At 66.2% G+C, this 26883-nt stretch carries 26 protein-coding genes and 1 riboswitch; of the genes, 12 read left to right on the top strand and 14 right to left on the bottom strand.

What is annotated here, in order from left to right; genetic code table 11:
- Window positions 1-138 precede the first annotated feature (138 nt).
- Complete coding sequence (locus tag ASF79_RS03105; protein WP_055851786.1) at window positions 139-954, top strand: PfkB family carbohydrate kinase; 816 nt, start codon at window positions 139-141, stop codon at window positions 952-954.
- 34 nt (window positions 955-988) lie between these two features.
- On the opposite strand, the gene ribH is transcribed toward ASF79_RS03105, so the two are convergent.
- From ribH to ASF79_RS03130, 5 genes are all read right to left on the bottom strand, one after another.
- On the bottom strand, window positions 989-1468 hold the full coding sequence (ribH, locus tag ASF79_RS03110) for a 6,7-dimethyl-8-ribityllumazine synthase (protein WP_055775653.1): 480 nt from the start codon (window positions 1466-1468) through the stop codon (window positions 989-991).
- Window positions 1465-2811, bottom strand: a complete 1347-nt coding sequence (locus ASF79_RS03115) for a bifunctional 3,4-dihydroxy-2-butanone-4-phosphate synthase/GTP cyclohydrolase II (RefSeq protein WP_055851788.1) — start codon at window positions 2809-2811, stop codon at window positions 1465-1467. The genes ribH and ASF79_RS03115 overlap by 4 nt, the downstream gene beginning before the upstream one ends.
- On the bottom strand, window positions 2808-3419 hold the full coding sequence (locus tag ASF79_RS03120; protein ID WP_055775647.1) for a riboflavin synthase: 612 nt from the start codon (window positions 3417-3419) through the stop codon (window positions 2808-2810). Before ASF79_RS03120 ends, ASF79_RS03115 begins: the two co-directional genes overlap by 4 nt.
- A 1-nt stretch (window position 3420) precedes the next feature.
- A complete protein-coding gene (gene ribD / locus ASF79_RS03125; RefSeq protein WP_055851791.1) occupies window positions 3421-4476 on the bottom strand; it encodes a bifunctional diaminohydroxyphosphoribosylaminopyrimidine deaminase/5-amino-6-(5-phosphoribosylamino)uracil reductase RibD in 1056 nt (351 codons plus the stop codon).
- A gap of 88 nt (window positions 4477-4564) precedes the next feature.
- Window positions 4565-4738: riboswitch (FMN riboswitch) on the bottom strand.
- Window positions 4739-4769: 31 nt separating this feature from the next.
- Complete coding sequence (locus ASF79_RS03130) at window positions 4770-5543, bottom strand: polyprenol monophosphomannose synthase (RefSeq protein WP_055851794.1); 774 nt, start codon at window positions 5541-5543, stop codon at window positions 4770-4772.
- A 278-nt stretch (window positions 5544-5821) separates the two neighbouring features.
- Between ASF79_RS03130 and ASF79_RS03135 the strand changes: the two genes are divergently transcribed.
- The 7 genes from ASF79_RS03135 (at window position 5822) to ASF79_RS03165 (ending at window position 13609) form a co-directional block, all read left to right on the top strand.
- Window positions 5822-6352, top strand: a complete 531-nt coding sequence (locus tag ASF79_RS03135) for a GtrA family protein (RefSeq protein ID WP_055851797.1) — start codon at window positions 5822-5824, stop codon at window positions 6350-6352.
- Between the two features lie 172 nt (window positions 6353-6524).
- Entirely contained in the window at window positions 6525-7277 is a 753-nt protein-coding gene (locus ASF79_RS03140; RefSeq protein ID WP_235500611.1) for an SDR family NAD(P)-dependent oxidoreductase, read from the top strand.
- Window positions 7278-7301: 24 nt separating this feature from the next.
- Window positions 7302-9122 carry a hypothetical protein gene (locus ASF79_RS03145; protein ID WP_055851802.1) on the top strand — a complete coding sequence of 607 codons (1821 nt, stop codon included), beginning with the start codon at window positions 7302-7304 and terminating at the stop codon, window positions 9120-9122.
- A gap of 56 nt (window positions 9123-9178) precedes the next feature.
- Window positions 9179-9826, top strand: a complete 648-nt coding sequence (locus ASF79_RS17520) for a DUF2291 family protein (RefSeq protein WP_055851805.1) — start codon at window positions 9179-9181, stop codon at window positions 9824-9826.
- Window positions 9823-11442, top strand: coding sequence for a sugar ABC transporter ATP-binding protein (locus tag ASF79_RS03155; RefSeq protein ID WP_235500612.1), 1620 nt, complete (start codon window positions 9823-9825; stop codon window positions 11440-11442). Before ASF79_RS17520 ends, ASF79_RS03155 begins: the two co-directional genes overlap by 4 nt.
- Window positions 11439-12560, top strand: coding sequence for an ABC transporter permease (locus ASF79_RS03160; protein WP_055775627.1), 1122 nt, complete (start codon window positions 11439-11441; stop codon window positions 12558-12560). Before ASF79_RS03155 ends, ASF79_RS03160 begins: the two co-directional genes overlap by 4 nt.
- A 62-nt stretch (window positions 12561-12622) precedes the next feature.
- A complete protein-coding gene (locus ASF79_RS03165) occupies window positions 12623-13609 on the top strand; it encodes a D-ribose ABC transporter substrate-binding protein (protein WP_055775624.1) in 987 nt (328 codons plus the stop codon).
- 98 nt (window positions 13610-13707) lie between these two features.
- On the opposite strand, the gene ASF79_RS03170 is transcribed toward ASF79_RS03165, so the two are convergent.
- Window positions 13708-14142 carry an RbsD/FucU family protein gene (locus tag ASF79_RS03170; protein WP_055851808.1) on the bottom strand — a complete coding sequence of 145 codons (435 nt, stop codon included), beginning with the start codon at window positions 14140-14142 and terminating at the stop codon, window positions 13708-13710.
- A gap of 42 nt (window positions 14143-14184) precedes the next feature.
- Between ASF79_RS03170 and ASF79_RS03175 the strand changes: the two genes are divergently transcribed.
- On the top strand, window positions 14185-15318 hold the full coding sequence (locus tag ASF79_RS03175; RefSeq protein ID WP_235500613.1) for an FUSC family protein: 1134 nt from the start codon (window positions 14185-14187) through the stop codon (window positions 15316-15318).
- A gap of 19 nt (window positions 15319-15337) precedes the next feature.
- Here the strand turns inward: ASF79_RS03175 and trpS are convergent, their stop codons facing one another.
- From trpS to ASF79_RS03190, 3 genes are read right to left on the bottom strand one after another with little or no spacing between them, the layout of a single operon-like run.
- Window positions 15338-16348: a tryptophan--tRNA ligase gene (gene trpS, locus ASF79_RS03180; protein WP_055775618.1), complete on the bottom strand. Its 1011-nt coding sequence runs from the start codon at window positions 16346-16348 to the stop codon at window positions 15338-15340.
- A 57-nt stretch (window positions 16349-16405) separates the two neighbouring features.
- On the bottom strand, window positions 16406-17254 hold the full coding sequence (locus ASF79_RS03185) for an exodeoxyribonuclease III (protein WP_055851810.1): 849 nt from the start codon (window positions 17252-17254) through the stop codon (window positions 16406-16408).
- A gap of 9 nt (window positions 17255-17263) precedes the next feature.
- Window positions 17264-18373 (bottom strand): YihY/virulence factor BrkB family protein, encoded by a 1110-nt coding sequence (locus ASF79_RS03190; RefSeq protein ID WP_055851813.1) that lies wholly within the window; start codon window positions 18371-18373, stop codon window positions 17264-17266.
- A 196-nt stretch (window positions 18374-18569) separates the two neighbouring features.
- Here ASF79_RS03190 and ASF79_RS03195 point away from each other — a divergent pair, with 196 nt between their 5' ends.
- Complete coding sequence (locus ASF79_RS03195; protein ID WP_055851816.1) at window positions 18570-19487, top strand: DUF559 domain-containing protein; 918 nt, start codon at window positions 18570-18572, stop codon at window positions 19485-19487.
- A 74-nt stretch (window positions 19488-19561) separates the two neighbouring features.
- Here the strand turns inward: ASF79_RS03195 and ASF79_RS03200 are convergent, their stop codons facing one another.
- The 5 genes from ASF79_RS03200 to ASF79_RS03220 all read right to left on the bottom strand — a co-directional run bounded on the left by ASF79_RS03200 (window position 19562) and on the right by ASF79_RS03220 (window position 24357).
- A complete protein-coding gene (locus tag ASF79_RS03200) occupies window positions 19562-20320 on the bottom strand; it encodes a succinate dehydrogenase iron-sulfur subunit (protein WP_044441787.1) in 759 nt (252 codons plus the stop codon).
- Window positions 20320-22122, bottom strand: a complete 1803-nt coding sequence (gene sdhA / locus ASF79_RS03205; RefSeq protein WP_055775604.1) for a succinate dehydrogenase flavoprotein subunit — start codon at window positions 22120-22122, stop codon at window positions 20320-20322. Before sdhA ends, ASF79_RS03200 begins: the two co-directional genes overlap by 1 nt.
- An 11-nt stretch (window positions 22123-22133) precedes the next feature.
- Window positions 22134-22586 (bottom strand): succinate dehydrogenase hydrophobic membrane anchor subunit, encoded by a 453-nt coding sequence (locus ASF79_RS03210; RefSeq protein ID WP_055775601.1) that lies wholly within the window; start codon window positions 22584-22586, stop codon window positions 22134-22136.
- On the bottom strand, window positions 22586-23020 hold the full coding sequence (gene sdhC, locus ASF79_RS03215; protein ID WP_082465943.1) for a succinate dehydrogenase, cytochrome b556 subunit: 435 nt from the start codon (window positions 23018-23020) through the stop codon (window positions 22586-22588). Before sdhC ends, ASF79_RS03210 begins: the two co-directional genes overlap by 1 nt.
- Window positions 23021-23205: 185 nt before the next feature.
- Window positions 23206-24357, bottom strand: a complete 1152-nt coding sequence (locus ASF79_RS03220; protein WP_055851819.1) for a glycosyltransferase family 4 protein — start codon at window positions 24355-24357, stop codon at window positions 23206-23208.
- Window positions 24358-24498: 141 nt separating this feature from the next.
- Between ASF79_RS03220 and ASF79_RS03225 the strand changes: the two genes are divergently transcribed.
- Together ASF79_RS03225 and ASF79_RS03230 are read left to right on the top strand one after the other, a co-directional pair.
- Window positions 24499-25617, top strand: a complete 1119-nt coding sequence (locus tag ASF79_RS03225) for a mannose-1-phosphate guanylyltransferase (protein ID WP_055775592.1) — start codon at window positions 24499-24501, stop codon at window positions 25615-25617.
- A 38-nt stretch (window positions 25618-25655) separates the two neighbouring features.
- Window positions 25656-26711, top strand: a complete 1056-nt coding sequence (locus tag ASF79_RS03230) for a BMP family lipoprotein (protein WP_055851822.1) — start codon at window positions 25656-25658, stop codon at window positions 26709-26711.
- Window positions 26712-26883 lie beyond the last annotated feature (172 nt).

Below are 26883 nucleotides of genomic sequence, written 5' to 3' on the forward strand. Positions count from 1 at the left end.
ACCATTTTAGGGCGTGTCTCGGCAGAAAGAGGCCGCAATCGCGGGGCTCAGCGCCGATCGGACTCTCTCGGCGGCAGTGATCGGCTCGCCTAGGATTGTGCCGGGCACGCCACGGAGGCTGCTCAGGATGGATGGACAATGCCCCGCGTCTACGTCGTCGGCTCGCTCAACATCGACTCGGTGGTCGAGGTGGAGCGGCATCCACTGCCCGGAGAGACGTTGATGGGCGGCGATGTGGCCACCTTCTTCGGGGGCAAGGGTGCCAACCAGGCGGTCGCGGCGGCTGCTGCCGGAGCCGAGGTCTTTTTCATCGGGCGGGTCGGCGACGACTCCGGCGGGCACGATTACATCGCCCGGCTCACTGAGCGCGGAATCGATGCCGCAGGGGTCACGGTGACGACCGGCTCCACCACCGGCCACGCGATGATCGCCCTGGATGCCCGGGCCGAGAACACCATCATCGTGTCGCCGGGGGCGAACGCGAGACTCGCCCTGGCCGATCTGGGGCCGCTCGAGGCCATGCAGCCGGGTGATGTGCTGCTCGCGCCCCTGGAATCCGGTCTCGATGTCATCGCCGAGGCCGCGCGGATCGCCCGATCGCGCGGCGCTCGCGTCGTGCTCAACCTGGCGCCCTTCGCTGAGCTTCCAGCCGAGGTTCTCGCTTTCGCCGACCCGGTGGTCGTCAATGAGCACGAGGCTCAGCAGCTCGAGCAGTCCGGGGCGACACCGCCGTCTCTGCTGGTGACCCTCGGCGCCGCCGGCTCGAGCTGGGGCTCGATCGAGGTACAGGCGGCCCGGGTCGAGCACGTCGTCGACACCACGGGTGCGGGAGACAGCTACTGCGGCACGCTCGCCGCCGGCCTGGCCGCTGGCATGGATGCGCACGCCGCCATGCAGGCCGCTAGCGACGCGGCGGGTCGCGCCGTCTCCTGGGTCGGCGCACAGCAGGACTGACCGGCCGGATCGACCGGAGACCCCGCCCGAGGCCTCAGCGGCGCAACTTCATGATCGTCTGAATGGCGCGCGCCGTCGCGATCGCCGCCTCTGCAGCCTCGGCGCCCTTGTCCTCTTTCGAGTCGGGTAGGCCGGCGCGGTCGAGCCCCTGCTGCTCGTCGTCGAGAGTGAGAACGCCGAAACCGACAGGCTTTCCCGTCTGGATGCTGACGTGCGTGAGGCCGGAAGTCGCGGCATCCGACACGTATTCGAAGTGCGGCGTACCACCACGGATGATGACGCCGAGAGCCACCACCGCGTCTGCTCCGGCCTCGAGCGCGGCCTTCGCCACGACGGGCAGCTCGAAGCTGCCCGGTACACGGATCTCCGTGACCTCGGCGCCCGCCGCATCGAGTACGCGATGCGCGCCCGCGAGCAGACCGTTCGTGATGGTCTCGTGCCACATACCGGCCACGATCGTGACCTTGAGGCCGGTGCCGTCGGTGTTCAAAGTGGGGGATCCTGCACCGCTCATGATGAGGGCCTTTCGTCGGGGGTGGTGGGGTTCAGAGGGGTATCGGTGACCCAGGCGGGAATGACATGGCCCATGCGGGCAGCCTTGGCCGAGAGGTAGCCGGTGTTGGCGGCGTCGACGCCGACGATGAGGGGCACGCGTTCCGAGACGGTCACCCCATGCTCCTCGAGCTGGCTGACCTTGTCGGGATTGTTCGTGAGCAGTCGAACCGATCGCACCCCGAGGTCTTCGAGGATCGCGACGGCTGCGCCGTAGTCGCGGGCGTCGGCCGGAAGACCGAGCGCGAGGTTCGCATCGAGCGTGTCGAGTCCGTCCTCCTGAAGCCGATACGCCCGCAGCTTGTTGAGGAGCCCGATGCCGCGTCCCTCGTGGCCGCGGAGATAGATGACCGCTCCGCCGGTGGTGTGCACCTGATCCAGAGCCTCCTGCAGTTGCGGACCGCACTCGCACTTCAACGAGCCGAACGCCTCGCCCGTGAGGCATTCGGAGTGGATGCGCACGACAGCGGACCCGGCCGTCGGGTCACCTGATACGAGGGCCAGATGCTCGTAACCCGTGGAGGTGTCGTGGTAGGCCCGGATGCGGAAGTCGCCGTGCACGGTGGGAACCGTGGTCTCGACCTCGAAGGTGACGCGAAGGGGTTCTGCGGCGGCCTCGGGAGCCGTGACGATGGCCTCGGGCTCCGTGCCGACGAGCCGCGCCGCGGCATCCACCCCGTCGAGGTAATCGATCAGCGCGGCGATCGTCGTGACCGGCAGCCCGGCCTCGGCGCCCAGCGCGAGCAGCCCGGGGAGCCGCATCATCTCTCCGTCGTCGGCAACGATCTCACCGATGACGCCCACTGGAGTGAGGCCCGCGAGCGTGAGCAGATCGATGGTGGCCTCCGTGTGGCCCGGGCGCGCTCGGACGCCGCCGGGCACGGAGCGCACCGGCAGGACGTGGCCCGGGCGGATGAAACTCTGCGGCGTCGACTCCGGGTCGGCGAGGCGACGGAAGGTCTCTGCTCTGTCGGATGCGCTGATTCCGGTGGTGATGCCGGATGACGCGTCGACGGTCACGGTGTAGTCGGTGCGCAGCGAATCCTGATTGCGTTCGACCATGCCCGGAAGGCCGAGTCGGTCGCTCGTCTCCCGGGTCATGGGCGCGCACAGGAATCCGGAGGTGTGCCGCACCATCCACGCGATCCACTCGGGGCTCGCGAGTTCGGCCGCGAGGATCGCGTCGCCCTCGTTCTCGCGATTCTCAGCATCGGCGACGATAACGGGCCGCCCGGAGCGCAGAGCATCGAGCACCTCCGCCATCGGAGAGAGGGGAGTGACCAGGGGCGACAGTGCGGTGCTCATGAGCGTGATCCCATCGCCAAGAGACGTTCCACGTGTCGCGCGAGGATGTCCGTCTCGATGTTCACCCGGTCGCCGACCGCGAGGGCCCCGAGGGTCGTGGCCGTCAGCGTCTCGGGAATCAGGGAGACCTCGAACCATTCGCCCGCGTCGTCGCGGCCGATGCTCGACACGGTCAGCGAGACTCCAGAGACCGCGATCGACCCCTTGTCGACGACGAGGCGAGCGAGGTCGTCGGCGAGGCGGAAGCGCAGTACGCTCCACGCTTCGCCGGGAGAGACCGAGATGACGGTCGCGGTGCCGTCGATGTGCCCCTGCACGATGTGGCCGCCGAGCCTGTCGCCCACCAGAGCAGCGCGCTCGAGGTTGACTTCGGCCCCCGGGGTGAGCGAAGCGATAGTCGACATGGTCAACGTCTGGGCCATCACGTCGGCGGTGAAGGTGTCCTCGTTCCGATCCACGACGGTCAGGCACACCCCGCTCACAGAGATGGAGTCGCCGTGCCGGGCATCCGACACCGACAGGGGGCCGCGAACGGTCAGCCGAAGCGCGTCGTGCGACGGAACGACCTCGACGACGGTTCCGCGCTCTTCGATGATTCCGGTGAACATGTCAGTCGTCTTCTTTCGTCGTGGGCAGGGTGTTCGGAGAGAGGGGCCGGGCGACGAGAAGCACGTCGTCGCCGAGCAGCTCGATGTGATCGAAGCGCATGCGGGCCTGCTCGGAGATGGTGCGCACGCCGAGATCGGTGATCGCGGTCAGCGGCCCGCCCAGCAGGGTGGGGGCGATATAGACCAGCACGTCGTCGGCTAGTCCGGCGGCAAGGAATGCGCTCGCCAGGGCCGGGCCTCCTTCGACGAAGACGTGGCGTATATCGCGCTCGGCGAGCATCTGCAGCAGGCCCCGTAGATCGCGGCTCGGGTACTCGATCACGCTCGCCGGATGCGCGAGGACGCGCGAGTCGCGCGGCACGGACCGGCGGCCCACGATCACGGGAATCGGCTGCTCGGACAGCTCTTTGCCGTCGGGATCCCGCGCCGTGAGGGAGGGGTCGTCGGAGAACACGGTGCCGGTGCCCACGGCGATGGCGCCGGCTTCGGCGCGGCGACGATGCACGTCGGCCCGAGCGGACGGACCGGTGATCCATCGACTGGTGCCATCGGCAGCAGCGGCGCGACCGTCGAGGCTGGACGCCCACTTGACGGTGACGAAGGGGGTGCCGCGTCGCATCGCGGTGAGCCACGGCCGGATGTTCGCCTCGGCCTCGTCGGCGAGAAGTCCGGTCTCGACGTCGATGCCGGCCGCCCGAAGTCGGTCGCCACCGCCCGACGACGAGGCGCCCGGATCGGCCACCGCGTAGACGACGCGGCCGACTCCGGCGTCGATGAGGGCCTCGCTGCACGGCCCTGTGGCGCCCGTGTGATTGCACGGCTCGAGCGTGACGACGGCCGTGGCTCCGACGGCGAGTGATCGATCCGCCAGGTCGTCGAGCGCTGCGACCTCGGCGTGGGCCGTGCCTCGACCTCGGTGCCAGCCCTCGGCGATGACGCGACCCGCGGCATCCAGAATCACGCAGCCGACGCGCGGATTCACCCCGTTGGCCGGGCCGCGCCGCGACAGCTCGATGGCGCGACGCATCGCGTCGGCCTCGTGTCTCTGGCTGGTCATCCGGTCTCCGTCTGTTCGACGTGTTCCGGGGCCCCGTCGGTCGACGAGTTCGCATGATGCAGCCGCGCGAGGGCGCGGAACTGCGGTGCGCGTGCATCCTCTCATCCGGACTTTGGAGGCGAAGAATCTCGCCTCGTTACCGTCGGTCCCGGAGTTTCACCAGGTCAACCGAAGAGTGTTCGCTCTCGAGATGAGAACGCGTCGTCTGCGGCTCGCGGACTATAACCGCCGGTTCGGAATTCCACCGACCCCGGAGCACGTAGTGCAAAAGCTTGACCTGCCTTGCGGCGAGGTCACTTACTACTTATACCCCCAACGCCGGGGCGTCGCGAATATTCCATGTCGCTGCGTGACGAGCCGAAGCGGTCGGCGAGGCCCCACGACGTGACTTTGAGGAGGGCCTCGACGACGATCGCGGAGCTCATCTTCGACGCGCCCTCGACCCGCTCGACGAAGGTGATGGGGAACTCGCGCACGTCTCCACCTGTCTTCTCGATGAGCCAAGCCATCTCGATCTGAAAGCAGTAACCCTGGCTGGCGACGCTGTCGAAGTCGATCTTTCTCAGCGTCTCGACGCGGAATCCGCGGAAGCCGGAGGTGATGTCGTGCAGCTTCGAGCGGAGCAGGATGCGGGCGTACACCGTGCCTCCGCGTGAGATCAGGCGCCGATACAGGGGCCAATTGCGGGTCTTGCCTCCCGGGATCCAGCGGGCGCCGATCGAGAGGTCGGCGCCGCGTTCGAGCTGCGCGATCATCAGGGGGAGCTCTTCGGGCTGGTGCGAGCCGTCGGCGTCCATCTCGATGATGAAGTCGACGTCGTGATCCTCGGCCCAGCGGAACCCCGCGATGTACGCGGCACCCAGACCGTTCTTCTCCGAGCGGTGCATCACGCTCACGCGGTCGTCACGGGCGGCGATGTCGTCGGCGAGACGCCCGGTGCCGTCGGGGCTGTTGTCATCGACGACGAGGATGCGTGTGGTCGGCACGGCGCGCAACGTGCGCTCGATGGCCTCGGGCAGGGTGCGCAGCTCGTTGTACGTCGGGATGACGACAAGGGTGGATGACATGGGGTGCCTCTCTGACAAAACCGTACGGCAGCCGATCGCGGCTGGAGCAGTGGTCACTCTAGGGGGCCGTACCGCCGAGATAGCTGGGCGTTGCCTGGTGTTCTGTTGAGTGTGCCGAGGCGGAGCGCACGGGAGGTGTCGCGCAAGTGGACTCTGTGTGAACGCAAAGTCAAGCCTGGGCCGGTTCCCAGTATTGATGGGGCGGCCGTTGCTAGCCTCGATAGAGCTCGACAGCGCTGTTGAACCACCCAATACTCCTTTTTGCGTTTGGAACATTCATGGCTTCGATCGACCTGCTCGGCTTCGTGCCTCCGCGCTACCGCAAACTCGTGCTCGAACTCGTGCAGTTCGGCATGGTCGGCGGAGTCGGCTTCGTCGTCCAGGTCTCCGTGTTCAACGCCCTGCGCTCGACGGTCTTCTCTCCCACCGTGATTCACGCGGGCCCGATCCTCGCGATGCTGGTGTCGACTCTTCTCGCCATCGTCGTCAATTGGCTCGGCAACCGATACTGGACGTTCCGCTCGAAGCGGCAGACGAAGATCGTGCGCGAGAGCGTCGAGTTCTTCGCCGTGAGCGTCGTCGGCATGATGATCGGCCTCGGATGCCTGTGGTTCTCGCACTACGTGCTCGGATTCCGCAGCGTGCTGGCGGACAACATCTCGGGCAACGTCATCGGCCTCGTGCTCGGAGCCGCATTCCGCTTCGTTCTCTACCGCTTCTGGGTCTTCAACGCGTCGCGTTCGCTCGACACCGTCTCGGTCACGGCTCCTATCGCCGTGGTCTCGGATAGCGCGACTCGTTCCTCCTGATGCGCTGACGCGCCGCGCTCCGGCGGGCGTGTCGACCGCTCTCTCCTGTGGGAGCTCTCTGCGCTGATCGCGCGCCTTACATCACGCTTGGTAACGGTGGCACACCGGTTGACCAATTCCGGTGTACAGTGAAGCCGTTCGACCGCAGATGCTTTCACAGGAGATGGCAGACATGACCGCACGGCTTGAGGCAAAGACCGCACTCGTCACAGGTGCCGGATCGGGTATCGGTCGAAGCGTCGCTGAGAGTTTCGCCCGCGAAGGCGCCCGAGTGGTGTTCTCTGATCGAGACCTGGCCGCTGCGGAGTCGGCCGCTGCAGCGTGGCCGACCGCGATCGCCATCGAACTCGACATCTCCGACGAGCGGAGCGTCTCCGACGCGTTCGAGCGGCTCGACGCCGACGGCTTCGCCCCCGATGTGGTCGTCGCCAACGCGGGGGTGCAGCTCTTCGGGCACGATGCGAAGATCGCAGATCTCGACCTCGACGTGTGGAAGCGCACGATCGAGATCAATCTGACGGGCACGTTCCTCACGGTGAAGCACGCCGTACGCTCGATGCTCGGCCGGGGCGGGTCGATCATCCTCACCGGAAGCCCGACGGGTCTCAACGGAGAGGGACAGGACTTCACCGCGTACAGCTCCTCGAAAGCGGGTATCCACGGTCTCGGGCGCACCGTCGCCGCCGCGTACGCGTCCGAGGGAATCCGAGTCAACACCGTCGTTCCGGGCTACACCGAGACGCCTCTGGTGACGGCCATCTCCGGCGATGCTGAGGCGCGCGCGGCGATCGTCTCGCGTATTCCCTTGGGGCGCGCGGGGCAGGCATCCGATGTCGAGGGCATCATGATCTACCTCGCCAGCGACGAGTCGAGTTTTGCCACGGGCGCGTTATTCCGCGTCGACGGCGGCATGACGACGCTGTAGAAGTCGAAAAGACAGACGCGGCCGATGATGTCCAGCGCTCCTCCTCACGATCTGCTCCGCCACGACGAGCAGACGACCTTCGTCGTGCACCGCGGCCCGTGGACGATCGGGCTGCGCGCCGGCGAGCTAGACGACATCCGACACGGGGGTCTTCTCGTACTTCGCAGCATCCGCGCCGTCGTGCGGGATGAGAACTGGCGCACCGTGCCATCGATCGTCGAGCGTGTCCACGGCGCCGATCTGGATGCCGGTGTGCTCGTCATCGAGGCACGCACGCACGACGAGCGGATAAGGCTCAGTTGGCGACTCGAGGTCTCTTTCGTCGGCGACGAGTTGAGTATCGCGTACCGTGCTGAGGCGCAGAGCGATCTTCTTCGCAACCGGCTGGGTCTGATCGTGTTGCACTCGCCCGAACTGGCGGGCACGGGGCTCGAGGTGCGGCATGCGTCCGGCGGAGTGACGTCGACCGTCTTCCCCGACGAGATCTCTCCGCACCAGCCGGCGGTCGATGTGCGCGGCCTCGACTGGGTCGTGGCGGCCGACGGCGGCAGCACGAGGTGTGCCCTCGACTTCTCGGGCGACGTGTTCGAGATGGAAGACCAGCGCAACTGGACCGACGCGTCGTACAAGACCTATTCCACCCCCCTCTCCCTTCCGTTCCCCGTCGCCGTTCGATCGGGCGAGGTCGTGGAACAGGCTGTCGTACTTCGTTGCGCATCGCGCGGCTCGGTGACGGCGACGCATGACGAGAGAAACGCCTCCGAGCTCGTCATCGGTGACATCGTGCGAGAAGTGACCGTGCCCGCTCTCACGACGACAGCCTCCACGGCGGCCTCCGCTGAGTCTGACGAAGACCGGGTACAGGCGACCTGGGCACGAATCCTTCTCGTCGAGCTCGATCCGTCGTGGAGCGGGTGGCCGGCGGCTCTCGCCCGGGCGATCGCGGATGCGGCGGGTCGCCCCCTCGACGTTCGTCTGGTCGCTGACAGCGTCGATGAGGCAGGGCCTATTCTCGATGCGCTCGCGGATCACCCGGCGCCCGAGATCGCCCGTATCGCCCTGTTCAACCGACGAGAGCATTGTGCAGACCCCGAGACAGCCAGGTCGCTCTTGACCGCGCTCGACGAGCGCGGGCTCGACATCCAGGTGATCGCGGGTACAAGAGCCCATTTCACCGAACTCAATCGATCGATCGACCGGCTCGACGCGTGGCGCGGACCTCTGACCTTCAGCATCACGCCGTTCATGCACGACACGTCCGGCCACCAGCTGGTGGAGTCGATCGCGATGCAACGCGAGGTCGCGGACAACGCCCGTCGACTCGCGGGACACCGCCCCCTGCATATCGGCCCGATCACCCTGGGCGCCCGCTTCAATGCTGTCGCGACCACTCCTATATCGGTACCCACCGGGCACGATCTCCGCCGAGGATACGCGGCCGCGCGAGTGCCCGGTGCGACCGACGAGAGAGGCGGAGCAGCCTCGCTCGCGGCCTGGTTGCTCGCCAGCTTTTCGGCTCTGGTCGGGCCGAGGGTGCTCTCCGTGTCGTACCTGGAGGAGTGGGGTCCGCGTTCGCCCGCGCACGAATCGGCGATCCAGGTGCTCTCCTGGCTGTCGGAACTCGAGGGCCAGCCCGTCCGATCGGTGCACGCGCCCGGGCTCACGGCGTTCGCGGCGGGTCGCGGCGGCGTGTCATCAGCCGCCGTTCTCGTCGGCAACCTCAGTCCACGATCGTGCGACTTCCGTCTTCCTGGCAGCGCCGTGCCCATCGTCATCGGTCCCGGCGAGGTCCGGCGTTTCACGGGGCTTACCGGCGGCCACGGCTATGCCGCCGAACCCGGCTGAGACCGGTCGATCCACCCCACCTTCCTCTTTCACCCTCTGCAAAGGAGCAGCACCAGATGGCATCCGATACCCGGCCCCGTTCACCGATCAGGCCCTGGCACGTCCAGGTCGTGGTCCTCATCGTGGTCGTCGTGGCCGTGTTCTTCAACGTCAAGGTCGTGAGCATCGCCGATGCGACCGCGGCCAGTCCCGATGCGTTCGACCCGGCCTCGTTCGCCGTCGAGAACTACGAGACCGAGATCGTGCCGCAGATCGAGAAGGAGGCTGTGCCGCTGGCGACACTTCTCACCGACCTCGCCGGCGGTGCCGACGAGTCCGACTTCGGCAACAGCTCGGGAACTGCGAGCTCGTACAGCTTTCCCGTGACCTTCAGCGGTGTGGCAGGAACGCCCGCCGGGGGAGTGGTGCCCATCGCCGTCGACGGTGTGCCCGCCGACGTCACGGTGCAGCTGCAAGTCGGTCCTGCTCTGAATGGCACGGCGCTGCGCGACGTCACGGGGACGATCTCGTTCGACCAGTTCACCAATCAACTCGAGTACCAGAAGGTCGGCACCGAGCTCAACAACCAGGTCAAGGCGACGGTCCTCGACTCGCTCGACGTCGCATCCCTCGCGGGCAAGACGGTGACCGTCACGGGTGCGTACACCCGGGTCAATCCGGCCCTGGTCTCCGTTGTTCCGGTGAAGCTCGAGGTGTCACCGTGACCCCCGCATCCACCGGACCGGCTGCTTCGTCGACAACCGCATCCGACGTGGTGATGAGCGCTCGCGGCATCACCAAGGTCTATGGCGTCACCCGCGCCCTGAAGGGCGTCGACTTCGACATCCGCCGAGGCAAGGTCACGGTGCTCTTCGGCGAGAACGGCGCCGGCAAGTCGACCCTGATGAAGATCTTGTCGGGCGTCGAGACCCCCACCGACGGCGTGCTCGAACTCGACGGCGAGGCTATCGCCCTTGCGAACACGGTGGACGCCTCGCGTCGAGGAATCGCGATCATCCACCAGGAGTTGAACCTGTGCCCGAACCTCAGCGTGCGCGACAACATCTTCATGGGGCGCGAGGTCACGCGCCGAGGCGTGGTCGACTTCGGTGCCGAGGCGGCCACGACCCGCGCCTTGCTCGAGAGGCTCGAGGAGGATCTCAGCCCGAAGACCCTCGTCGCCGATCTGCGGCTCGGCCAGCAGCAGGTCGTGGAGATCGCTCGAGCGATCGCGGGCGACGCCCGCGTGCTGATCATGGACGAGCCCACATCGGCCCTGTCCGGCAGCGAGGTGGAGGTCCTGTTCCGCGTCATCCACGAGCTCACCGAGGCCGGCGTCGCGATCGTCTACATCTCGCATCACCTCGAAGAAGCGCTGGAGATCGCTGACTACGCCGTGGTGTTCCGCGACGGCGAACTCGTGGCCACGGCCGACGCATCCGATATCGACCTCAACTGGATCATCTCGAACATGGTCGGTCGGCAGGCCGAAGACCTGTCGCCCGATCTGCTCGAGGAGTTCGGTGAGCCGGTGCTCGAGCTCGACGAGGTGACCATCGTCGACCCGAGCAACCCGGGCCGGCTGGCCGTCGACAGGCTCTCGCTCACCGTGCGGAAGGGCGAGATCGTCTGCCTCTACGGCCTCATGGGGGCCGGTCGTACCGAGCTGCTCGAGGCTCTCGCGGGCCGGCTGCCGGTGCAGAGCGGGCGCATCACGGTGAAGGGCATCGACCTTCGAGACCAGAGCATCGCCGAGCGCATCGCCCTCGGCATGGCCCTGGTTCCCGAAGACCGCCAGCGCGACGGGCTCGTGCAGACGATGTCGGTCGGCGACAACATCTCGTTGGCGAGCATCCTGTCGTTCGTGAAAGGTCTGTGGATGGCGAAGGCCCCCGAGAAGGCGGCCGTCGCAGAGCAGTTCGGCGACGTGAGGGTGAAGGCAGCCGGCCCGACCGCCGCCATCACCTCGCTGTCGGGAGGAAACCAGCAGAAGGTCGTTATCGGCAAGGTGCTGATGACCAATCCGGACGTCCTACTGCTCGACGAGCCGAGCCGGGGCATCGACGTGGGCGCCAAGGCCGAGATCTTCGGCCTGATGGCGAGAGAGGCCCGTCGCGGGCTCGGGGTGCTGTATGCGACCAGCGAGGTCGGCGAGGCTCTCGGCGCGTCCAACCGCATCATCGTGATGTCGAAGGGCCGTATCGTGCGCGACTTCGACCCGCGTAGCTCGACCCGCGAAGAGGTCATGGTGGCCTCTGGCGAGGCAACCGACGAGGTGGTCGCCGATGCGCTCACCGACGAAAAGAATTCACTCGACGATCTGACTGGAGAGGGCCGATGACGTCCACCACCACACCCGCCCGCTCGCCCCGAGAGAAGCGCCCGTCGCGCTTCTCCCGCTCGAACATCGACGTGCTGTCGATCATCCTCGAGGGTCGCGCTTTCATCGCCCTGATCGTGCTGATCATCATCTTCTCGCTGCTCAGCGACGTCTTCCTGTCGCCGGGCAACCTGATCACGATGACCAAGCACGTGGCGTACAACGCGATCCTCGCGATCGGCATGCTCTTCGTCATCTTGAAGGGCGGAATCGACCTGTCGGTGGGCTCGACCGTCGGCCTCTCCGGAGTCATCGCGGGTGTGCTGTTGCACGGACTGCAGATCGATTCGTTCGACGTGGTGCTCTACCCCGCCGTGTGGGTCGTCGTTCTCTGCTCGGTCGCCATCGGCACACTGGTCGGCTTCATCAACGGCCTGCTCGTGACGCGGTTCAACGTCGCGCCCTTCATCGCCACGCTGGGCATGCTCTACGTCGCCCGAGGTGCAGCGTTGCTCATCTCGAACGGGAGCACCTACCCGAAGCTCGCCGGTAAGCCCGAACTCGGAAACCAGGGCTTCCTCGCGATCGGTGGCGGCAACATCCTGGGCATTCCCAATGCGATCTGGATTCTGATCGTGATCGTCGCCATCTCGGTGTTCGTGATTCGCAAGACGCCGTTCGGGCGCTGGCTCTACGCCACGGGCGGCAACGAGCGGGCGGCCGAGCTCGCGGGTGTTCCGGTCAAGAAGGTCAAGCTCTGGGTGTACATGGTGTCTGGCTTCTGTGCCGCGATCGTGGGAATCATCATCTCGTCCGAACTCACGAGTGCGGCGCCTCAGACGGGAGAGTCATTCGAGCTCAACGCGATCGCGGCCGTCGTCATCGGCGGAGCGGCGCTGACCGGCGGCCGGGGAAACGTGCAGGGAACCCTCATCGGAGCCTTCGTCATCGGATTCCTGTCGGACGGACTCGTCCTCGTCGGGGTGTCGACCTTCTGGCAGATGCTCATCAAGGGCGCGGTCATCATCCTCGCCGTGATGCTCGATCAGGCCCAGCAGCGCATTAAGCGCAACAAGAACGCGGAGCTGGCGGCCGCGAACAAGACCAAGGATTCCGAACCGGTTCTGTCTCGAACCTGAACGGATGCAGCACCCGCTGACGATGACGCCCGCGGGAACTTTGAGAACGAAAGGACACTTTCATGAAACTGAATCGCACACTCACAGCCGCAGCAGTCGCGACCCTGTCTGTCTTTGCACTCGCCGCATGTTCGAGCGGATCCACGTCGAGCACCGACAGCGCCGGATCGGGCGACAGCAAGGCCGGTGGCCTGATTGCCATCATCACTCCCGCGACGGAGAACCCGTTCTTCAAGGCCGAGGCCGATGCCGCCAAGGCGGAGGCGGAGAGCCTCGGGTACAAGACATCCGTTGCCAGCCACGACGACGACCCGAACAAGCAGAGCGAACTGATCGACACGGCCATCAGCCAGAAGGCCGCTGCGATCATCCTCGACAATGCCGGCGCGGATGCGTCGATCGGCCCGATCCAGAAGGCCTCGGACGCCGGCATCCCGGTCTTCCTGATCGACCGCGAGATCAACGAGACGGGCATCGCCAAGGCGCAGATCGTGGCGAACAACGCCCAGGGCGCAGCCGCGGTCGCCGAGGACTTCGTCACGGCACTCAACGGCACGGGTTCGTACATCGAGCTCACCGGAAAAGAGTCGGACACGAACGCCGGTGTGCGCTCGGAGGCCTACGCCAGCGTGATCTCCCAGTATCCCGACCTCAAGCGCGTCGCGGTCGAGACGGCGAACTGGAGCCAGGATGAGGCCTTCACCAAGATGGAAACCCTGCTGCAGAACAATCCGGGCGTCAACGGCGTGATCGCGGGCAACGACACGATGGCGCTCGGAGCCGTCGCGGCGCTCGAGCAGGCGGGTCTTCTGGCGAACGTCACGGTGGCCGGTTTCGACGGCAGCCCGGATGCCGCTCAGGCCATCAAAGACGGCAAGATGCTCGCCACGGGGCTCCAGCCCGCCGTGCTCATCTCGCAGCTCGCGGTGCAGCAGGCCGATAAGTTCATCACGACCGGCGAGACCGGCGAAGACGAGAAGCAGTCGATCGACTGTGTCGTCGTGAACAAGGCGAACGTCGACTCGTACACACTCTTCGCGATCGAGTAGACGACCTCACCGACCAGCAGGATTCGCGGGAGTCGGGGTAGAGCGGGTGTTTCCGCTCACCTCGACTCCCGCTCTGCGTCGGCCGGTACCCGTGCGCGTCAGGTGGGGAAGATGACGCCCTTGGTCAGGATGAAGCACGCGTAGGGCTGGTCCTCCAACGTCTGGACGACGGCGAAGACCTTTTTCGCCCTGTCGTAGAAATCGAGTCGCGGGACGATCTCGTATTCGAGGGCTGAGGCGTGGTCACGTTGGGCGAGCTCGAGCACGGCCTCCTGGATGGGGGTGACGATGATCGGGTCGTCGTCGACCTCCATTCTGGCGAGCGGCTTGTCGAGAAAGGTGTCGAGAGGGAGCACGCTGAGGATGGCCGAGGCCGCCCGTTCCATCGAGACCTCGCCCAGCCAGACCAGAGGCTTGTCGGCGGCATGGGCGGGATAGTTGCGATCGACGACGAGGAGCTGGTCGCCGTGTCCCATGTCATCGAGGATCTTCAACAGGTCGCCATTAAGCAGTGGATCGATTCCCTTGAGCATGCGTCCATTATCGCGGCCCCGTCAGCGCAATAGGCTGGAGAGGTGACCAGACCACGTTCGGCGGAGACTCCCGGACGAGGCGTGTTCGCCCGCCGCATGGTGGAGGCGGGACTCGCTCCGGCACGGTACGCACGGGTGCTGCAGTCAGACGACAGGGCGCCTCTGCTGCAGATCGTGAAGACGGGGGTCGCGGCCTCCCTCGCCTGGATCGTCTGCCTGGCCATCCTGCCGGAGCAGGTGCCCGTTTTCGGTGCCATCGCCGCGATCATCGTCGTTCAACCGAGCGTGAACCAGTCGTTCGCCAAAGCTCTCGAACGAACCGTCGGAGTGATCGTCGGGGTCATCATCGCGTACCTCGTGGAGCTGGCCTTCGGTCCGTCGACGTGGATCGTTTTGCTCGCCATCATCCTCGCCCTTCTGACCGGCTGGGCGCTCCGCTTGAGTCAGTCGACGACCGTGCAACTGCCGATCAGCGCGATGCTCGTGCTCTCGATCGGCTCACAGACCCCGGGCTACGCGGCGGGTCGCATCGTCGAGACCGCTCTGGGAGCCATCGTCGCCGTCGTGATCAATCTCCTGATCGTGCCGCCCGTGAGACTCCAGCCGGCCCACGACGCCGTGGCGGCCCTCGGACGGGAGACTGCCGCGTGTCTCGACGGCCTCGCCCGACTGCTCGTCGAACCTTCGACCGCTGCCGATCGCAACCGCGCTCTCGTCGAGGTGCGGCTGCTCGCGCCGATGCTGACCAAGGCCCGAGCGGCCGTCACGGGTGCCGAGGAGAGCTTGCGGTTCAACCCTCGCAGACGCGCCAACTCCGACGCGTTGGAGCTCGATGACGATCTGCTCGCCATGCTGGGCGTCATTGTGGGCCGGGTGCCGGGCATGGTGCGCGGCCTCGCCGACAACTACGACGAGTCACTGCACAGCGAGAGCACCGTCGCCGGGCTCGCCGACGAGATGAGAAAGGCGGCTCACGACCTGCGGCTCGTGATGCAGGAGTCCGACCTCCGGACCGTCGAGCCCTTGCCGCGCACGGCAGAGCTGCCCGCCTTGACGGCACCGTTCCAGGTCGTCACTCCGAGCCCGACGCACTGGATTCTCATCGGCTCGCTCATCGAGGATCTGCGCCGAGTACACGAGGTCGTCGTCGAGGCCGGGCAGAGCGTGCGGCGCTGACGGCGCCGCACGCTCTCTGTCAGCTCGATCGCGGCAGGAACCCGACCTTGTCGTACACGTCGGCGAGTGTGGCCGAGGCCACCTCGTTCGCCCGGTCGGCATTCGCGGCGAGGATGCGGTCGAGCTCGGCGGGATCGGCCAGCAGCTCGAGGGTGCGCTCTCGAACCGGTCCGAGAGTCGAATCGACGACCTCGACCAGCGCCTTCTTCAGATCTCCGTAGCCGCGACCCGCGAACTCCGCCTCGAGGGTGGCGATCGGAACGTCACCCAGCACCGAGAAGATCGTCAGCAGATTGGCGACCCCGGGCTTCGCGTCACGGTCGAAGACGATCTCGCCGTCGGCATCCGTCACCGCACGCATGATCTTCTTCGCCGTGGTCTTGGCGTCATCGAGCAACCACACGATGCCCGCCGGTGACTCCGACGATTTCGACATCTTCGACTGGGGATTCTGCAGATCGAAGATCTTGGCCGTCTCTTTGAGGATGTAGGGCTCCGGGATGCGGAAGGTCTCGCCGAAGCGCGAGTTGAAGCGCGTCGCGAGATCGCGGGTCAGCTCGATGTGCTGGCGCTGGTCCTCGCCGACGGGCACCTCGGCGGCCTGGTACAGCAGGATGTCGCCGGCCTGCAGGATCGGGTACGTGAAGAGGCCGACCGACGCCGCGTCGGATCCCTGTTTCGCCGCCTTGTCTTTGAACTGCGTCATGCGGCCCGCCTCGCCGAAGCCCGTGAGCGTGTTGAGCACCCATGCGAGCTGGGCATGAGCGGGAACCTGCGACTGCACGAACAGTGTCGACTTCGACGGATCGATGCCGGCGGCGATGTATTGCGCTGCGGTGAGCCGGGTGTTCTCGCGTAATGTCGTCGGGTCTTGGGGCACGGTGATGGCGTGCAGGTCTGCGATGAAGAAGAACGCGTCGTGCGTCTCCTGCAACGTCTTCCAGCTCATCAGCGCGCCGATGTAGTTGCCGAGGTGGAGCGATGCGGCCGAGGGCTGCATGCCGGAGAGGAGACGGGGTTTGCTGGTCATGGTAGATGCGTTCCTGAGCTTGGTGTTCGTTCCCCTAGCCTGTCTGGAGGCCGGGATCTAGATCGAGTAGTCGACGACCACCGGAGCGTGGTCGCTCCAGCGTTCGGCGTAGCTTGCAGCGCGGTCGACGGTGTAATCGGTGACCTTCGCTGCCAATTCTGGGGTGGCGAGCTGGTAGTCGATACGCCAACCGGTGTTGTTGTCGAAAGCCTGGCCGCGGGCCGACCACCACGTGTAGGGACCCTCGACCTCGCCTGCCGCACGGCGCCCGATATCGACGAAACCGAAGCCCGCACCAGCGTTGTAGTCGGGGTCGCCCTCGGCGCCGAGGAAGCGGTCGAAGTAGGCGCGCTCCTCGGGGAGGAAGCCGGCCCGCTTCACGTTGCCCTTCCAGTTCTTGATGTCGAGCGTGCGATGACCCACGTTGAGGTCGCCGACGACCACGGAGAGCGGATTGTGCTCCATCAGTCGGGGCAGCCGCTCGATCATCGCGTCGAGGAACTTGTACTTCTCGACCTGCTTGGGAGTTCCCGCCTCGCCGGAGTGCACGTACGTCGACACCACCGTGACGACCTTGCCACCCACCTCGTAGTCGGCCTCGAGCCACCGGCCGGCGCTGTCGAAGTCGTCGGCGCCCAGGGTTACCCGGTGGATGGAGGCCTTGTTGCGGCTGGCGAGTGCCACGCCGGCTCGGCCTTTGGCCGTGGCCGCGTCGTGCAGGATGTCCCACTCGTCTCCGAGCAGATTCTCGAGGTCGCTCGTTGCCGCCCGCACCTCTTGCAGAGCGAGGATGTCGACCTCGCGCTCGTCGAGCCAGGCTCCCATGCCGTTGCGGAATGCGGCCCGCACCCCGTTGACGTTGACAGAGGCGATGCGGAGGGACGTGCCGGTTTTCGTCGAAGACATTGCCTCAGTTTAGCGAGGCGGAGGGGTCTCGTTCTTCAACCGCGACTCCTCGCGGACGGCGTTCTTCAGACGTCGAGAGATGCCTCGGCGGCGCAGGCCGCGAGCATCCCGGAGCTCGTCTTCGAGACGCGCCCGCTCGGCCGCGGCGATCACCACTCGGGCCTCCGCCTGTTTCACCTGAGCCTCTGCGTCGAGCTGCTCGGGCGAGAGTCCGCGCACGTCGAGCCCCACGTCGGTGACTCCGACGGAGATCCACGCGGCCGTGACGAGTATGACCTGGCAGATGAGGTTGAAAAAGATCAGCAGACCGGCGATCACGGCGAACGAGGCGATGAGAGGGTTGTTGCTCGCCCCTCCGAGCAGCAGACCACCGAGTGCCTTCAGCAGGCCCAGCGCCGCCGCCCCGATGAGCGCTCCGCTGATCACTCGTCGGAAGGGGATCTTGATACCGGTCAGCACCCGGTAGAAGACGAGCAGCACCAGGGTGTCCAGTGCGAACGCGATCAGCAGCCCGACGATGCGTGCCACGACCAGCGCGAACCCTGATTTGTTGTCCACGCCGATCAGGTCGAAGGCGAGACCGATGAGGGTGGTGCTGCCGATGCTGATGCCGGCCGAGACGACGAGCACGATACCGAACCCGATGGCGAGCCCGGCATCCTTCAGTTTGAGGAGTAGAAAGAACGTCGTGTCGGGGCCGACCGAGAAGATGCGCCGGATGGCGTCGCGCGCGGACGCGAGCCACCCGAGGGCCGTGAACGCGAGTCCGACGAGGGCAATGGCGCCCGACCAGCTGAGGGCGGGTGTGTTCAGCAGGGCATCCGCGTCGACGGCGCCGCCTTCTCCGATGAGGCCCGGAACCGCGCTGCCGATGAGCGTGATCAACTCCTCGAGCAGCGGTCTGTTCGAGGCGAGCACGAGCCCGGCGATCGAGAACCCGGCCCAGAGAGCGGCGAACACCGCGAACAGGGCCTGATACGACATGCCGGCCGCCATCAGCGGTCCGCCGTTCGACGCGTAGTGCTGGAACACCCGGACGGGCTTGAGCTTCATCACCCTCTGCACGAGGGCGGGGATGCCGGTGGCCGGTTTGTCGGAGTCGTCGCTGCTGTTGGTCACCCCCCAACCCTACGCAGGAGTCGGGATTCTCCCCGCCCGCTTGACGCGCGCCCGTGTCGCCCGAGCGAGGCACCGAGTGTGCAGAAACGGCCCGTGCGTCCTCACGCGACGGGCCGTTTCTGCACACTCGGGAGAGCAGCGGAGCGATGTGGGGATAACTTTCGCGGGCGCGCGACGACATCGGCATCATCGAGGCATGATTCGACGGCGCGATCTACCCGATGGGCTCGACGGGCGAGCCTTCTCGGTGCGTGCGGCCCTCGATCTCGGAGTCTCCCCGGGCCGGCTCAGACGCCAGGATCTGACTGCCCCTTTCCACGGAGTCCGGGTTTCGGCGGCAGAGCACGACGCCGACGATGTCTGGTTGCGGTGTCGTGCGTACGCGGTGCGCATGCCGCCCGGCCAGTTGTTCTCCCACATCACCGCCGCCGCGCTGCACGGAATACCGCTGCCTCGCCGATTCGACACCGCACCACTGCATGTATCGACGTTCTCGCCAGCGCAGAGCCCGCGGGTGGTGGGCATCGTGGGACATCGGCTCAAGCCGGGCACTGTCGAGCCTGCGTCGCTGCGGCGACTACGCGTCGTATCGATCCTCGACGCGTGGTGCCAATGCGCGACGCTGCTCTCGATTGACGAGCTCGTCATTGCAGGTGACCATCTCGTCGGCGGCAGGTATCCGCAGAAGACGACAGGTCAGCTGCGGCGAGCCGTCGACTCTCGACGAGGAGTTCGAGGCTCCCGCGCGCTGGTGGCTGCACTCGAGTTGGTGCGTCCAGGGTCGGAGTCGCCCAAGGAGACCGAGCTTCGTCTGCTTCTGATCCGCGGCGGTCTGCCGGAGCCCGAACTGAACGTCGACGTAGTCGGAAAGAACGGCAGATTCATCGGCAGAGGCGACCTCGTCTACCGCCGTCACAAGGTGCTCGTCGAATACGACGGCTCACAGCATGCCGATGACCGCCGCCAATTCCGTCGCGACGTCGATCGTCTGGAGGACTTCTCCGATGAGGGCTGGAAGGTCGTTCGCGTGCTCAAGGAGCATATGAACGCCGACCATGAAAGGGTCGTCATTCGGGTTCGCAACGCGCTCATCGCCAACGGCTGGCACCCCTGAGGCGCCGAGTGTGCAGAAACGGCCCGTGCTTATTCACGCAACGGGCCGTTTCTGCACACTCGGGAGAGCAACCGCTAGGGCTTGCCCCGCATGATCGCCTGCTTGACCTCGGCGATGGCCTGGGTCACCTGGATTCCGCGCGGGCATGCCTCGGAGCAGTTGAAGGTGGTGCGGCAGCGCCACACGCCCTCTTTGTCGTTGAGGATGTCGAGACGCACGTTGGCGCCCTCATCGCGGCTGTCGAAGATGAACCGGTGAGCGTTGACGATGGCGGCCGGGCCGAAGTACTGGCCGTCGGTCCAGAAGACCGGGCAGCTCGACGTGCACGCGGCGCAGAGGATGCACTTCGTGGTGTCGTCGAAGCGTGCGCGCTCCGTCGCCGACTGCAGGCGCTCCTTCTCGGGCTTCGACGAAGCGATGAGGAACGGCTGCACCTCGCGGAACGACGCGAAGAACGGCTCCATGTCTACGACGAGGTCCTTCTCGAGCGGCAGGCCCTTGATGGCCTCCACGTAGATGGGCTTCGTGATGTCGAGGTCTTTGATGAGCGTCTTGCAGGCCAGGCGGTTGCGGCCGTTGATGCGCATGGCATCTGATCCGCAGATGCCGTGTGCGCACGAGCGACGGAACGTGAGTGAACCGTCCTGCTCCCACTTGATCTTGTGCAGGGCATCGAGCACGCGATCGGTGGGGTACATCTCGACATCGAAGTCCTGCCACGTGGGCTCGTCGTCGGTGTCGGGGTTGAACCGACGGATGATGAGCGTGACGGTGAAGGTGGGGATGACGTCGTCAGCGGGTGCCGGCGGAGAATCCAGGGTTGCTGTACTCATTAGTACTTCCTCTCCATGGGCTGGTAACGGGTCACGACGACCGGCTTCCAGTCGAGTCTGATGTGGTCTCCTGCGTCGGCCGACATGGGGTCGCCCGAGAGATAGGCCATCGTGTGCTGCATGTGGTTCGCGTCGTCGCGGGTCGGGAAGTCCTCGCGCATGTGAGCGCCGCGGCTCTCCTTGCGGTTGCGCGCCGAGTACACGACCACCTCGGCCAGGTCGAGCAGGAAGCCCAGCTCGACGGCCTCGAGCAGGTCGGTGTTGAACCGCTTGCCCTTGTCTTGAACGAGGATGTTCTTGTAGCGCTCGCGCAGGTTGTGGATGACCTCGGTCACCTCGGTGAGGCTCTCCTCGGTTCTGAAGACCTGGGCGTTGCGGTCCATCGACTCCTGCAGCTCGCGCCGGATGACCGCGATGCGCTCCGTGCCGTTCGAGTTGCGGGCGTTCTCGATGAGCTCCCGCACGCCCGCCGCCGGGTCGTCGGGCAGTTCGACCCACGGCGCGGTCTGCACGTACTCGGCCGCCGCGTTGCCGGCGCGCTTGCCGAAGACGTTGATGTCGAGCAGCGAGTTCGTACCCAGTCGGTTGGAGCCGTGCACCGAGACGCAGGCACACTCGCCGGCCGCGTACAGGCCGGGAACGACGGTGGTGTTGTCTGAGAGAACCTCTGCCTGGACGTTGGTGGGGATTCCGCCCATCGCGTAGTGCGCGGTGGGAAGGACGGGGACCGGCTCGGTGTACGGCTCGACTCCGAGGTAGGTGCGAGCGAACTCGGTGATGTCGGGCAGCTTGGCGTCGATGACCGCGGGGTCGAGGTGGGTGATGTCGAGGTAGACGTAGTCCTTGTGCGGACCAGCGCCTCGTCCCTCACGGATCTCGAGCGCCATGCAGCGGGCGACGATGTCGCGAGGCGCGAGGTCCTTGATCGTGGGCGCGTAGCGCTCCATAAAACGCTCGCCCTCGCTGTTGCGAAGGATCGCGCCCTCGCCGCGGGCCGCTTCCGAGAGCAGGATGCCCAGGCCGGCCAGGCCGGTCGGGTGGAACTGGAAGAACTCCATGTCCTCGAGCGGCAGACCCTTGCGCCAGATGATTCCGACGCCGTCGCCGGTGAGGGTGTGCGCGTTGGACGTGGTCTTGTAGATCTTGCCGAATCCACCGGTTGCGAAGATCACGGCCTTCGACTGGAAGACGTGGATCTCGCCTGTGGCGAGTTCGAAGGCCACGACACCGGCCGGCTGCTGTCCGCCGAATCCGTCGCTGACCATCACGAGGTCGAGCACGTAGTACTCGTTGAAGAAGTTGATACCGAACTTGACGCAGTTCTGATAGAGAGTCTGCAGGATCATGTGACCCGTGCGGTCGGCGGCGTAGCAGGCACGGCGAACGGGCGCCTTGCCGTGATCGCGGGTGTGGCCACCGAAGCGTCGCTGGTCGATCTTGCCCTCGGGCGTGCGGTTGAACGGCAGGCCCATGTTCTCGAGGTCGATGACCGCGTCGATGGCCTCCTTGGCCAGGATCTCCGCGGCATCCTGGTCGACGAGGTAGTCGCCGCCCTTGACCGTGTCGAAGGTGTGCCACTCCCAGCTGTCTTCCTCGACGTTCGCCAGAGCGGCTGCCATGCCGCCCTGCGCCGCGCCGGTGTGGCTGCGGGTCGGGTAGAGCTTCGAGATGACTGCCGTCTTCGCCTTGGGGCCGGCCTCGATGGCCGCCCTCATGCCGGCGCCACCGGCGCCCACGATGACGATGTCGAACTGGTGGTAATGAACTCCGTCTACGACGGATCCGTCTGCGTACTCGGTCATATCAGGTGCCGTCAGCTCGCCGAGCAGAACGAGGCGAGGAGGTCGGCGGGTGCGCCGGCGGGGCAGGGGTCGAACGTGAAGATCACAAGAGTTCCGAGCGTTATGAGGACGATGACAGAGAAGAGCAGGGCGCCCTTGAGGATGCCCCGGGTGGTGCGGTGAGATGCGTAGTCGTTGACGAGGGTGCGCATGCCGTTCGCGCCGTGGATCATGGCGAGCCACAGCATCAGGCAGTCCCACACCTGCCAGAACGGGTTCGACCACTTGCCGCCGACGAAGGCGAAGTCGATGGCCTTGATGCCGTCGCCGAGAACGAGATTCACGATGAGGTGGCCGAAGATGAGCACGACCAGCACGAGGCCAGAGGCGCGCATGTACATCCAGCCCCACTTTTCCCAGTTGATGCCGCGCGATCGCGGTGCACGGGAGTATGGACTGCGGGGGGCTTCGATCGTCGTGGCCATCAGTGACCCACCTCGCTGAAGACGTTGATGAGATGGCGGGGAACGAATCCGGCCATGGTTACGACCCAGAGGCCGATGACCACGTAGAACATCACCTTCTGGTACTTCGGACCCTTGGTCCAGAAGTCGATGAGAATGATCCGGATGCCGTTGTAGGCGTGGAACGCGATGGCGCCGACGAGAGCGGTCTCGCCGAGCCCCATGATCGGGTTCTTGTAGGTGCTCATCACGGCGTTGTACGCCTCGGGCGCGACACGCACCAGCGCGGTGTCGAGGATGTGCACCAGCAGGAAGAAGAAGATGGCGATACCGGTGATGCGGTGGAGCACCCACGACCACATTCCCTCGCGGCCGCGGTACAGAGTGCCCTGGGGCCTCTTACCTGTGGGCGCAAGGGAACCCGGCGCTTGGGTTCCTGTCTCGGTTCTGGACACGAACAACCCTCCTTGGTTGAGAAAGCCCTGATCTCGCGGTGGAGATCATCGGTGGAGATGGCTCGTCGCGGTCGTGCCGGTCTTCTCGTGCAGGTTCATCAGGATCGGGCGAAGGCGAAGATGCTGTCCAGTTTATAAGTTCTGACTGGCCATGCTTGTTAGGTATCCCTAAGCAGCAAGGGCGCTTACACTGCCTCGACGACGGGAACGGGCCGTCGAGCGGCGATCACGTGCTTGTAGTGGCCGAGCAGTTCCGTGCAGACGGAGTTCCAGGTGGTTGCACGCACGGCGCGTCGTCCCGACTCTCCCATGCGAAGGCGCAGGTCTCTCGACACGACGAGATCCTCGACGAGCGTGCGCATGCTCGAGTCGCCGCTCCGGGCGTCGGGATCGAAGAGGTATCCGTCCGCCCCGTCGTGCACGAGGTCGACGGGCCCTCCGGCACGGGGTGCCACGACCGGAAGACCGGCCGCATGCGCCTCCTGGATCGTCTGGCCGAACGTCTCCTCTGTTCCCGTATGCACGAACACGTCGAAGCTCGCATACGCGACGGCGAGGCGTTGCCCGCCCATCCTGCCCAGCCAGGTCACGGGCATCCCGCGCAGCAGCCGGCCGACGGATGGCGTCGACGGCCCGTCTCCGACGATGGCCAGTGAGATCCCGTCGATTCCGCGGAGCTCATCGAAGCGCTCGAGCTGCTTCTCCGGAGCGACGCGGCCGACATAGCCGAGCACGACCTCTCCGTTCGGAGACAGACGCGTGTGCAAGTCGACGGCATCCGGATGCGTGCGCAACCGCGGGTGGTATCGCTCGGTGTCGACGCCCCGGCCCCACCGCGCCAGGCGGGTGACGCCCGCGGCGACGAGGTCGCGCTCCGAGCTCGATGAGGGAACGAGGGTGAGGTCGGCGGCCTCGTGGATCCACCGGACGAAGCGCCAGGCCAGAGCCGCGGCCTTGCCGAGATGATTGCGTTTGGCGTACCCCGCGACATCCGTCTGGAAGATCGCCACGCTCGGCACGCCGATGCGGTTCGCGGCCGAGATGGCCTGCGCCCCGAGCAGGAACGGGGAGGCGGCGTGCAGCACGTCGGGCGCGAAGGCCGACAGCACACGCTGCACCTGGGGATTCGGGAGTCCGACCGGGAACTGCCGATAGGCGACCGCAGGAACCGCGTGCACGGCGAACCCTCGGTAGCTCGACGGCGTGTTCCGCGCTGCAGGTGCGATCAGAATCGCCTCGTGCCCCGAGTCCGCAAGGAAGTCGAGCACCTTGCAGACGCTGTTCGTGACTCCGTTGACTGTGGGCAGAAAGCTCTCCGTGACGACGGCGACTCTCATGGGCTGCTCCCGTCGGCCCGGGGATGCACCGGGCACGCTTCGAACGCTACGAGCGGCGGGTGGCGCAGGGGTTAATAGACGGTGGCGGCGAGGTGAGCATCCGTTCAATCGCCACGACGCTCGGATGGGTATGGTGGGGCCATGGCTGAGAACTCTGCGATGGACCGTTTCTACAGTGTCATTCCGGCCGGAGGCATCGGCTCGAGACTCTGGCCGCTCTCCCGCGCGGACGCGCCGAAGTTCCTGCACGATCTGAGCGGATCGGGACGCAGCCTGCTGCGCGACACCTGGGAGCGCCTCGCCCCCATCTCCGGCGAGCAGCGGGTGATGGTCGTCACGGGGCGAGCCCACCGTGCCGCCGTCGAGCAGCAGATCCCCGAGCTCGCCGACATCAACGTGGTGCTCGAGAGCGAGCCGCGCGAGTCGTCCGCCGCCATCGGACTGGCCGCCGCGATCCTCGAGCACCGTGAGCCAGGCGTCATCATCGGCTCGTTCGCCGCCGACCACGTGATCACCCAGACCGAGGCCTTCCGCGACACCGTCGTGCAGGCCGTGAACGCCGCCGACGCCGGCTACATCGTGACCATCGGCATCACTCCGACCGAGCCGTCTGTCGGTTTCGGCTACATCCTGACCGGCGATGCCCTCGACCTGCCTGGCGCCTCGACGGCGATGGTCGCGAAGCGCTTCGTAGAGAAGCCCGACCTCGAGACGGCGAAGAAGTACTTGAAGAGCAAGAAGTACCTGTGGAACGGCGGCATGTTCATCGCGCGTGCCGACAAGCTGCTCGAGCAGCTCGGCAAGGCCGAACCCGAACTGCTCGCGGGTCTGCTCGAGCTGGCCGATGCGTGGGACACCCCTCGCCGCGGCGCCGTGGTCGACCAGGTCTGGCCCAAGCTCAAAAAGATCGCCATCGACTACACGGTGGCCGAGCCCGCTGCCCTCGACGGCACGCTCGCGGTCGTGCCCGGCGACTTCAGCTGGGACGACGTCGGAGACTTCGCCTCCATCGCCAAGCTGCACTCCACCGGTCGCGGTTCCGAGCTCGCCATCCTGGGCAAGAACGCCCGCGTGCTCTCCGACTCGTCGAGCGGTGTCGTGGTCTCGCAGAGCGGCCGCGTGATCAGCCTCATCGGCGTCAAGGACATCGTGGTCGTCGACACACCGGATGCGCTGCTCGTCACCACCAGCGAGCACGCTCAGCGGGTCAAGTCGGTCGTCGACGCTCTCCGCCTCGGCGGTTCGGGCGACGTTCTCTGACCTCATGCTCGGGCCACCGAGCCACTAGTGTCTTCTGCATGTCGACCTCTTCTGTTCTGCGCTCCGTCGTCGCCGTGGCCGCGTCGGCCCTCGTGCTCGCCGGATGCGCTCCGGCGCCCGAGACCTCAGAGACGGCCAGCGACTACTGCGCCCGAATGGTCACCAACTCCGGCGGCCTCGAGGACCGCTCGTTCAACCAGTCGAGTTGGGAGGGCCTCGAGAAGGCCAAGGCCGACCTCTCGATCGACGCCGAGGTGATCGTGTCGACCAACGAGACCGACCTGGCGCCCAACGTGACCCAGGCCGTCGACAGCGGATGCCAGTTCGTTCTGACGGTCGGCTACGAGCTGGCCGACGCGACCACGGCTGCCGCCAAGGCGAACCCCGACGTGCACTTCGCGATCGTCGACGAGCAGGTCGACGGCGAGAACATCAAGCCGATCGTCTTCGACACGGCGCAGGCCGCGTACCTGGCCGGATACCTCGCGGCGGGAACGAGCGCGACCGGCAAGGTCGCGACCTTCGGCGGGGGAAACCAGCCCCCCGTGACCCTCTTCATGGACGGCTTCGTCGACGGCGTTGCCAAGTACAACGCGGTGCACGGCACCGCCGTGCAGGCCCTCGGATGGAACAAGGATGCCCAGGACGGTGTGTTCACCGGAGACTTCGAAGACATCAACAAGGGCAAGGTCACGACCCAGGCGTTCATCGACCAGGGAGCCGATGTGATCCTGCCCGTGGCCGGCCAGGTGGGCGAGGGCGCGGCAGCGGCGGCGCTCGAGAACCCCAATGTGTCGATCGTCTGGGTCGACAACGACGGCTACGAGACACTGCCGGCGACCTACAAGTCGATCATCCTCACGAGCGTGCTGAAGAACACCGGCGACGCCGTCGTGCAGATCGTCGGCGACGACCTCGACGGCTCGTTCGACAACTCGCCCTTCGTGGGGACCCTCGAGAACGGGGGAGTGGCGCTGGCGCCCTACCACGACAAGGCGGCCGCGGTCACGCCCGAGCTGCAGGCCGAACTCGACGGGCTGAAGGCCGATATCGTCTCGGGCGCACTCGAGGTCACGAGCCCCAGCACGCCGTAGCCGGTCCGCTCGACGCCGTGCCGAGCGGCGCATCCGGCGTCTTTTCGGGCTTTTTCGCGGTGAACATTTCGGGGTTGTTTCGGCGCGAACGCGTCTTTGTAACGACTGGGCCGCGATGCCGTGCGCAGGCGTCTCGACTCGCGTCACATTAGGTAACGTGAGAAACCACACA

It is taken from the genome of Agreia sp. Leaf335 (assembly GCF_001423605.1).
In the GTDB taxonomy this organism is placed as follows: domain Bacteria; phylum Actinomycetota; class Actinomycetes; order Actinomycetales; family Microbacteriaceae; genus Agreia.

What these genes read in the sequence shown, in the direction of transcription:
- ASF79_RS03105 (WP_055851786.1), top strand. Translation starts at nt 139, where the DNA reads ATGCCCCGCGTCTACGTCGTCGGCTCGCTCAACATCGACTCGGTGGTC.
- ribH (WP_055775653.1), bottom strand. Translation starts at nt 1,468, where the DNA reads ATGAGCGGTGCAGGATCCCCCACTTTGAACACCGACGGCACCGGCCTC.
- ASF79_RS03115 (WP_055851788.1), bottom strand. Translation starts at nt 2,811, where the DNA reads ATGAGCACCGCACTGTCGCCCCTGGTCACTCCCCTCTCTCCGATGGCG.
- ASF79_RS03120 (WP_055775647.1), bottom strand. Translation starts at nt 3,419, where the DNA reads ATGTTCACCGGAATCATCGAAGAGCGCGGAACCGTCGTCGAGGTCGTT.
- ribD (WP_055851791.1), bottom strand. Translation starts at nt 4,476, where the DNA reads ATGACCAGCCAGAGACACGAGGCCGACGCGATGCGTCGCGCCATCGAG.
- ASF79_RS03130 (WP_055851794.1), bottom strand. Translation starts at nt 5,543, where the DNA reads ATGTCATCCACCCTTGTCGTCATCCCGACGTACAACGAGCTGCGCACC.
- ASF79_RS03135 (WP_055851797.1), top strand. Translation starts at nt 5,822, where the DNA reads ATGGCTTCGATCGACCTGCTCGGCTTCGTGCCTCCGCGCTACCGCAAA.
- ASF79_RS03140 (WP_235500611.1), top strand. Translation starts at nt 6,525, where the DNA reads ATGACCGCACGGCTTGAGGCAAAGACCGCACTCGTCACAGGTGCCGGA.
- ASF79_RS03145 (WP_055851802.1), top strand. Translation starts at nt 7,302, where the DNA reads ATGATGTCCAGCGCTCCTCCTCACGATCTGCTCCGCCACGACGAGCAG.
- ASF79_RS17520 (WP_055851805.1), top strand. Translation starts at nt 9,179, where the DNA reads ATGGCATCCGATACCCGGCCCCGTTCACCGATCAGGCCCTGGCACGTC.
- ASF79_RS03160 (WP_055775627.1), top strand. Translation starts at nt 11,439, where the DNA reads ATGACGTCCACCACCACACCCGCCCGCTCGCCCCGAGAGAAGCGCCCG.
- ASF79_RS03165 (WP_055775624.1), top strand. Translation starts at nt 12,623, where the DNA reads ATGAAACTGAATCGCACACTCACAGCCGCAGCAGTCGCGACCCTGTCT.
- ASF79_RS03170 (WP_055851808.1), bottom strand. Translation starts at nt 14,142, where the DNA reads ATGCTCAAGGGAATCGATCCACTGCTTAATGGCGACCTGTTGAAGATC.
- trpS (WP_055775618.1), bottom strand. Translation starts at nt 16,348, where the DNA reads ATGACCAGCAAACCCCGTCTCCTCTCCGGCATGCAGCCCTCGGCCGCA.
- ASF79_RS03185 (WP_055851810.1), bottom strand. Translation starts at nt 17,254, where the DNA reads ATGTCTTCGACGAAAACCGGCACGTCCCTCCGCATCGCCTCTGTCAAC.
- ASF79_RS03195 (WP_055851816.1), top strand. Translation starts at nt 18,570, where the DNA reads ATGATTCGACGGCGCGATCTACCCGATGGGCTCGACGGGCGAGCCTTC.
- ASF79_RS03200 (WP_044441787.1), bottom strand. Translation starts at nt 20,320, where the DNA reads ATGAGTACAGCAACCCTGGATTCTCCGCCGGCACCCGCTGACGACGTC.
- sdhA (WP_055775604.1), bottom strand. Translation starts at nt 22,122, where the DNA reads ATGACCGAGTACGCAGACGGATCCGTCGTAGACGGAGTTCATTACCAC.
- ASF79_RS03210 (WP_055775601.1), bottom strand. Translation starts at nt 22,586, where the DNA reads ATGGCCACGACGATCGAAGCCCCCCGCAGTCCATACTCCCGTGCACCG.
- ASF79_RS03220 (WP_055851819.1), bottom strand. Translation starts at nt 24,357, where the DNA reads ATGAGAGTCGCCGTCGTCACGGAGAGCTTTCTGCCCACAGTCAACGGA.
- ASF79_RS03225 (WP_055775592.1), top strand. Translation starts at nt 24,499, where the DNA reads ATGGCTGAGAACTCTGCGATGGACCGTTTCTACAGTGTCATTCCGGCC.
- ASF79_RS03230 (WP_055851822.1), top strand. Translation starts at nt 25,656, where the DNA reads ATGTCGACCTCTTCTGTTCTGCGCTCCGTCGTCGCCGTGGCCGCGTCG.